Genomic DNA, 4,980 nt, shown 5'->3' on the forward strand with positions numbered 1-4,980 from the left:
GCACTACACCGACCTCCGCTACGCGACGGCGCCGGCGGGGTGAGGGGGCAAGCGGGAGGTGACGCCGGCTCCGTCGCGTAGCGGAGGTCGGTGTAGTGCGCTCGATCCGTACGTTGCGTTCGCCCGGACGGATTCTCGCGACGCGGGACATGATCCCGTTTCGCCGGACGGAGACGGGAGGCGGAAGACGAGCGATATCCCGCGAGGACGTCACCCCGGGCTCGTTCCGGGATCCACGCTTCGACGATCGCCCTGTCAGAACTTCAGCCGCGCCGGCTCCCGCATGTGGACCCCGGAACGGGTCCGGGGTGACGATATCGTGAGCCTTGCTGTGGAATATCGCTTCGGCCCGAATCGAGATTGCCGCCCTCTCACCCCAGCGCCCGGCGGAACGTGAGATTGTACCGCACCGCCCCCGTTTCGGGGTGCTCGCCCGCCGCGAGGGTATCGATGCCGTGGAAGGTCAGCCGCGCCGGCCCGCCCCACACCACCACGTCGCCATGCAGCAGCGGCACGCGGCGCGCGCGATCGGTGCGGGCGGCCCCGCCCCACAGGAAGCGCGCCGGCAGGCCGAGCGAAACCGACACGATCGGGGCGGCATTCCGTGGATTGGTTTCGGCGGGGTCGTCCACGCCCGCCTCGTCGCGATCCTGATGCAGCGCCATCCGCGCGCCCGCTTCGTAGCGGTTGACGAGGCAGGCATCGGGCAAAAATCCGGCGAACCCCGCCGCCGCGGCCGCCCGCGTGGCGAGAGCCAGGAACACATCGGGCATCGCCGGCCATGCGTGGCCCGTGACCGGATCGACGGGGGAATAGCGATAGCCGCGCCGACTGGTCGTCCACCCGGCATCCCCGGCGTTGGTCATCGCGACGGACATCGTGCGCCCGCCCGGCGTCTCCATCCGGCGAAAAGGGGCGGCGGCGGCGATGGCATCGATCGCGCGCACCAACGCGCCCGCCTCGCCCAGCGCGAACCCGCCGAGCAGCACCGCGCCGGGATCGAGCAGCAGGTGCGCGCGGCTGTCGGGGAACAGATCCATCACCGGCGCGGCGGCTCGTCGGGCCGGGCGCCCTCGCGCGCGATCAGCCGGCGTTTGCGCTCCACTCCCCAGCGATAGCCCGAAAGCGCACCGTCTGTCCGCACGACGCGGTGGCACGGGATCGCGACGGCATGGGCGTTGGCCGCGCACGCGCCTGCCACCGCCCGTACCGCCTGCGGGGCGCCGATGGCCTGTGCGATCACCGCATAACTGGCGGTCTGCCCCGCCGGGATCGCGCGCAGCGCCTGCCAGACGCGCTGCTGGAAGGCGGTGCCGCGGATGTCGAGCGGCAGGCCAAGCCCCGTCGCCGGCGCCTCGACGAAGCCGATCACCTGCGCCACCAAGGTTTCGTAATCCGCATCGCCCCCGACCAGCGTGGCGGCGGGGAAGCGGTCCTGCAACTCGCGCACGAGGCTGGCCGGATCGTCGCCGAGCAGGATCGCGGCGACCCCGCGCTCGCTCGACGCGACGAGGATCGCGCCGAGCGAGCAGTCGCCCACCGCGAAGCGCAGCGTCTCGGCCACGCCACCCCGGCGGTAGCGCGCTGGCGCCATGCCGAGCAGATCGCCCGCCACCGCATGGAAACGCCCGCTCGATCCGAAGCCGGCGGCGTGGATCGCCTGCGTCACCGTCGCCCCGGCCGCCAGCGCGGCGCGGACACGGCCGGCGCGATGCGCGGCGGCATAGCCCCGGGGCGTCAGGCCGGTATGCGTCTTGAACTGGCGGTGGAAATACGCAGGGCTGAGGCCGGCGGCGGCGGCCAGCGTGGCGAGATCGGGTGCTTCCTCTGCCATCTCGATCGCCCGGCAAGCCCGTGCCACCATCGCGACCGCCACGGCATCGGGTGCCTCGTCCGGCCGGCAGCGCAGGCAGGGCCGGGCGCCGGTGGCGCGGGCATCGGCCAGCGTGTCGTGGATCGTCACGTTGGCCGGGTTGGCGGCGCGCGAGGGGCAGGCGGGGCGGCAATAGATGCCGGGCGTCGCCACCGAATACCAGAAGGCGCCGTCCGCGTGCGGATCGCGCGCCACGATCCGCGGCCAGCGCGGGTCCGCCGCCGTGCCGTCCGTGCGCCCCGGCGATATCGTCCGAACCGTCTGCATCGCCATCCTCGCTGTCCCGTCGTCCCGTCCGGTCGTTCGCACGGCCGGGCGGCGGGGGCGTGTCGTTCCTTGCGCTCGAATCGAAGATAGGCGCCGACGGGCGGCGCGCAACCGCTGCACGGGCGTTGACCCCCGTTCGCGATCGGTGGCAGAGCCGCCGGCATGACGGTGATCCGTGGAGCAGGCGTTCCGGTGCGTTTCGGTTTGGGTTGGGGTGGTCGCATCGGCGGCCTGCTGGCGGCTGCGCTGCTGGCCGGCGCGCCCGCGCCGACCGCACCCCCCGCCGCGCAGCGCGTGCGGCTGGAGACGAGCGCCGGGCCGATCGTGATCGAGCTTGCCACCCGCGCCGCGCCGCTCACCACGACCAATTTCCTTCGCTACGTCGATAACGGCAGGTTCGACGGCACCACCTTCTACCGCGCCGCCCGCGCCAAGCGCGATCCGAAGACCGGGCTGGTGCAGGGCGGCATCAACACCAAGGCGATTCGCGCCTATCCGCCGATCGCGCACGAGCCGACCGGCCGCACCGGGCTGCACCATGTCGACGGCACCGTCTCGATGGCGCGCGCCAGCTACGGTACGGCGATGGGCGATTTCTTCATCGTGGTCGGCCCCGCGCCCTATCTTGACGAGCGGCCCGGCAGCCGGGGCTATGCCGCGTTCGGCAAGGTCGTGGCGGGGATGCCGCTGGTCCGCCGCATCTTGGGCGCGCCGACATGGCCCGGCGGCTATTCGCGCGAGACGATCGGCCAGTCGCTGCGCGAACCCGTCCGCATCGTCAGCGCGCGGCGGGTGAAATGACCGTTTCCGTGGACATGGGCCTCGGCCCGGCGGGCAAGCCGGCGCTGGTGGATCTGGAGGAGCTGCTCGCCACCCGGCTGCTGGTGCAGGGCAATTCCGGCTCGGGCAAGTCGCATCTGCTGCGCCGGCTGCTGGAGGGCAGCGCGCCGTGGGTGCAGCAGATCGTGATCGATCCCGAGGGCGATTTCGTGACGCTGGCCGATCGCTTCGGCCATGTCGCGGTGGAGGCGGCGGATTACAGCGAGGGCGAGATCGCGCGCATCGCCGCCCGCATCCGCGCGCACCGCGTGTCGGTGGTGCTGAACCTGGAAGGGCTGGACATCGACGCGCAGATGAAGTGCGCCGCCACCTTCCTCGCCGCGCTGTTCGATGCCCCGCGCGATCAATGGTATCCGGCGCTGGTGGTGGTGGACGAGGCGCAGCTGTTCGCCCCCGCCGTGGCCGGCGAAGTCTCCGAGGAGGCGCGCAAGGCCTCGCTCGCGGCGATGACCAACCTGATGTGCCGCGGGCGCAAGCGCGGGCTGGCCGGGGTGATCGCTACCCAGCGGCTGGCGAAACTCGCCAAGAACGTGGCGGCCGAGGCGTCGAACTTCCTGATGGGCCGCACCTTCCTCGATATCGACATGGCGCGCGCGGCCGACCTGCTGGGCATGGACCGGCGGCAGGCCGAGCAGATCCGCGATCTGGAGCGCGGCCATTTCCTCGCGCTCGGCCCCGCGCTGTCGCGCCGGCCGCTGGCGATCCGCATCGGCGCGGTGGAGACGGGCGCGCGCAGCACCAGCCCGAAGCTGATGGCGATGCCGGGCGCGGGCGGGGCCGAGGCGCAGGCGCTGCTGTTCGAGGATATCGGCGCGACCGTGCCGGTGGACGCCGCGCCGCCGCCCCCGCCGCCGGTGCCCGCGGACGAGCTGATCCTGCGGATCAACCGCCCGGTGTTCGATGAGCCGTCGCCCGAGCCGGTGTTCCCGCTGATCGAGGCGGACGAGCGCGAGGCCAAGACGGTGGCGGTGCTGCGCGATATCGTGGCCGATGCCGAGGCGGCCTATCGCGCGCCCGCCGTGCTGTTCCAGGATTTCGGCGTGCGCTGCCGGATGCGCGGCCTGCCCGAGGCGCCGCTCGACCTTGCCGCCTTCAAGCGCCGCCTGTCGATGGCGCGCGCCGGCGTGTTCGAGGAGGGCAGCGACGACGAGGGCTGGGCCGCCGCCCTCGCCATCGCCGACGAACTGCCCGAGGATCTGCTCGGCGTGTTCCTGCTGATCGCGCGCGCCGCGCGGGGCGGCCTGCCCTGCCCGAGCGACGAGGAGGTGGCGCGCGTCTACGGCACCCACTCCACCGGGCGCACGCGGCGGTTGCTCGGCTATATGGAGGCGCGCCAGTTGATCGTGCCACGCACCGACCTGCGCGGCCGCCGCGCGGTGAGCATCCCCCGACTCGGCTGGACGACTGCCGCTGGCGAGCCACGCGCCGCTGCCGCTACGGAAACCGCCTCGCTGCTGTAGGGGCAGACCCGGCACGTCCAAGGTAAGCGCAACGCTTATCCGTGCCAGATCGTAACAGTCACTGCAAATCCATCCGAAGCGGCGGTGATCGGCGTGCGACCTCAAACAGTCATCCGTATATCCTTCGCTATCTTCTTGCTGATTAACCTCCGTTGTGGATTCAAGTCTTGCCTTTCGTCAAGATGAACGGAGGTCAGCCCGATTGCGACTTGGGCAAATAGAAAATATACGGCTCCTACATCGGTGCAGATCCGGAAAAGTTCCGAAGACGAGCCGATAGCGGGCCGGAAATCTATTCCGGTTTCGGGGGAGAACGCCCGTGTTGTTTGCTTATTCGCGCGCCTGTTCGTTGCGTGCGTCACTGAAGCCGTTCGGCTTTGTCGCGATCATGGTGGCATGTGCCGCCATCACCTCGCCCGCGCTGGCGGAGATCGTGTATCAGCCGGTCAATCCGTCGTTCGGTGGCAATCCGTTCAATTCGTCGCATCTGCTGGGCATCGCCAATGCGCAGAACGACTATAAGGATCCCGCCTCGACGGC

5 protein-coding genes are annotated in these 4,980 nt (G+C 71.1%); 3 read left to right on the forward strand and 2 right to left on the reverse strand.

Annotated features, from left to right (window positions below; all coding sequences use genetic code 11):
* Window positions 1-371 precede the first annotated feature (371 nt).
* Both alkB and ada read right to left on the reverse strand, forming a co-directional pair.
* Window positions 372-1,040 (reverse strand): DNA oxidative demethylase AlkB, encoded by a 669-nt coding sequence (gene alkB / locus FOY91_RS20625; RefSeq protein WP_145155871.1) that lies wholly within the window; start codon window positions 1,038-1,040, stop codon window positions 372-374.
* Window positions 1,040-2,146 (reverse strand): bifunctional DNA-binding transcriptional regulator/O6-methylguanine-DNA methyltransferase Ada, encoded by a 1,107-nt coding sequence (gene ada, locus FOY91_RS20630; protein WP_338062110.1) that lies wholly within the window; start codon window positions 2,144-2,146, stop codon window positions 1,040-1,042. The genes alkB and ada overlap by 1 nt, the downstream gene beginning before the upstream one ends.
* A gap of 186 nt (window positions 2,147-2,332) precedes the next feature.
* Between ada and FOY91_RS20635 the strand changes: the two genes are divergently transcribed.
* The 3 genes from FOY91_RS20635 to FOY91_RS20645 all read left to right on the forward strand — a co-directional run.
* Window positions 2,333-2,941 carry a peptidylprolyl isomerase gene (locus tag FOY91_RS20635; protein ID WP_238995823.1) on the forward strand — a complete coding sequence of 203 codons (609 nt, stop codon included), beginning with the start codon at window positions 2,333-2,335 and terminating at the stop codon, window positions 2,939-2,941.
* On the forward strand, window positions 2,938-4,440 hold the full coding sequence (locus tag FOY91_RS20640; RefSeq protein ID WP_145155867.1) for a helicase HerA domain-containing protein: 1,503 nt from the start codon (window positions 2,938-2,940) through the stop codon (window positions 4,438-4,440). Before FOY91_RS20635 ends, FOY91_RS20640 begins: the two co-directional genes overlap by 4 nt.
* Before the next feature lie 319 nt (window positions 4,441-4,759).
* On the forward strand, window positions 4,760-4,980 hold a 221-nt coding region (locus FOY91_RS20645; RefSeq protein WP_238995824.1), incomplete at its 3' end, for a curli assembly protein CsgF.

The organism is Alterirhizorhabdus solaris, from assembly GCF_007785815.1.
In the GTDB taxonomy this organism is placed as follows: domain Bacteria; phylum Pseudomonadota; class Alphaproteobacteria; order Sphingomonadales; family Sphingomonadaceae; genus Alterirhizorhabdus; species Alterirhizorhabdus solaris.